The sequence below is a fragment of the Psittacicella hinzii genome, from assembly GCF_003585935.1.
Classification (GTDB): domain Bacteria; phylum Pseudomonadota; class Gammaproteobacteria; order Enterobacterales; family Psittacicellaceae; genus Psittacicella; species Psittacicella hinzii.
In genome coordinates this window covers 1-2,315 of sequence record NZ_NRJG01000140.1, presented here as the reverse complement: position 1 = coordinate 2,315, position 2,315 = coordinate 1, and the positions used below count along the sequence as shown (strand labels likewise).

2 protein-coding genes are annotated in these 2,315 nt (G+C 34.2%); both read right to left on the bottom strand.

Features of this window, described 5'->3' with window-relative positions; genetic code table 11:
- Positions 1–99: 99 nt before the first annotated feature.
- A complete protein-coding gene (locus CKF58_RS06855; protein ID WP_119532296.1) occupies positions 100–435 on the bottom strand; it encodes a BolA family protein in 336 nt (111 codons plus the stop codon).
- A 1-nt stretch (position 436) separates the two neighbouring features.
- Entirely contained in the window at positions 437–1,714 is a 1,278-nt protein-coding gene (gene murA, locus CKF58_RS06850) for a UDP-N-acetylglucosamine 1-carboxyvinyltransferase (RefSeq protein ID WP_119532298.1), read from the bottom strand.
- Between the last annotated feature and the right edge of the window lie 601 nt (positions 1,715–2,315).

The following is a 2,315-nucleotide window of genomic DNA, read 5'->3' as shown; positions in this document are numbered from 1 at the left end:
AAATTATTCTCAATTATCTTTTTTATTTTTCAAACCTCCTTACAGACAAAATTTAAGCGAATAGAGTCGAACTCTATTCGCTTAAATTTATTAGTAACTTTATTTTTTAGTAAGTTCAGTATTTCTACCTAAACATTTATTGTTAAATGGTAGTACTGGTGAAGTTGCATATTCTTCAGGCGTTAGAAGACGTAAACTTAATGCATAAATATCATCTTTTAACATTTGAACTAATACTTTATTTACTGCTCTTTGACGATCTAAAGATTTTTTCTCAACAAAAGCTTGGCTGACAAGAATTACAGCATAGTGACTTCCTGCTTCAGGACCACTATGGTGCATATAAGATTCGTCAATTACTTCTAAATATGTAGGTGCAAAAGCTTGAGTTAATAACTCTTCAATCTTAATTTTATGTGGGTGAACAAAAGTCATATTACTCCTCACTCATTGGTTGACGTTCAATTTTACAACCTAAACGAGCAATTTGCTTCTCGATTGTTTCATAACCACGATCAATGTGATAAATCTCATCTACATAAGTAGTGCCTTGCGATACACAACCTGCAAGTACTAAAGAAATTGAAGCACGTAAATCGGTTGCTTTTACACGGGCTCCTGATAAGCTTTCAACTCCCTCAATATAAATCGTATTACCTTTTTGAGTAATTTTTGCACCCATACGTTGCAATTCAGGCACATGCATAAAACGGTTTTCAAAAATCGTTTCCGTTACAACGCTATTACCTTGAGCAAGAGTATTTAATAAAGTAAATTGCGCTTGCATATCTGTAGCTACACCTGGATATGGAGCGGTAGTGATGTTAACGGCTTTTGCACGTTTACCTTGCATATCACAAGTAACTTCATTCCCGTTAATAGTAATAATTGCACCAGCTTCTTCAAGTTTAGCTAAAGTTGCTTCTAAGTGTTCTGGGTTTACATTAGTACAAGTAACTTTATTACGTGAAATTGCAGCGGAAATTAAGTAAGTACCACATTCAATACGGTCAGGGATAATTGAGTATTCATCACAACCATGAAGCTCTTCAACACCTGTAATTGTGAGAACACGAGTACCAATACCAGAGATATTTGCACCTAAAGCATTTAAGAAATTACATACGTCTACAACTTCTGGCTCCATTGCAGCATTCTCAATGCGCGTAACACCTTTTGCGAGGCTAGCTGCACAAACCGCTGATACTGTAGCACCCACAGAGATTTTATCGAAGAAAATGTTAGCACCTGTTAGACAATTTGGTGCTTTAGCGATAACATTACCTTCATTTAACTCAATAGTTGCACCTAGTTTTTTTAGTGCTTCAATGTGCATATCAATTGGACGAGAACCAATAGCACAACCACCAGGTAGTGAAACTTGTGCATAACCAAAACGCGCTACTAAAGGAGCAAGCGCCCAAATTGAAGCACGCATTTTACTTGCTAAGTCATATGGAACTTCGTAGCTAACGATACTTTGTGGTTTTAAACTTACAGTATTATTTGCTAGATCAGCAGCAACCTCTACTCCTAAATTTTGTAGAATGTTACATGTGTATTTGATATCTGTAAGATTAGGCACATTTTTAAAAGTAATGTTTTTAGTACCTAAGATTGCAGCAAAGAAAATAGGAAGTGCGGCATTTTTAGCACCACCAATTTTAATTGTTCCTGAAAAGTTTTGACCACCTGTAATTAGAAAGCGTTCCATGCGATTAGCCTCTGAAGTAAAAGGAAAAATTGTGTAATATTTTTTGTTGGGAATTAATTTACCTGTGTGTGGATCTTTTTTACCTATACAAACTTCTTCCGAAGTCGGATTTCCTTGTTCATTACGATAGGATTTCAAGGTGTAGTAAATATAATACGTGCCGTTTTTAGCTTTTTTAGCGCTAATTTTTTTGAGCGGCATATTCACTAAAGTGTGTACCATTTTCTTATCCACTGTATACTATAATTTTATCGATACAAATTATAGCACGTTGATAAATCTCAATATTTTATAAATAGCTCTTCGCATTAGGTTAATAAGTTAAAACTTTGATAAACACTTACATTTATTTTTTCAGACAACCACAACAGATAACCGACAACCAAACAACCTGATAAACATACTCCCACAACCTATCTCCACCTTTCTACAATCACACTCCCGATCCTAATTTCCCGAAAATTTAAAGTCTTCAATAATCAATAATTTAGATTAAAATATTGAAAAATATGAAAAAATCAAGCTTAAAAAGCTTGATTTTTTTCTGCTACATAGACTAAATATAAGTATTTTATTAAAGTCTACATAAGGCGGGAAAAAA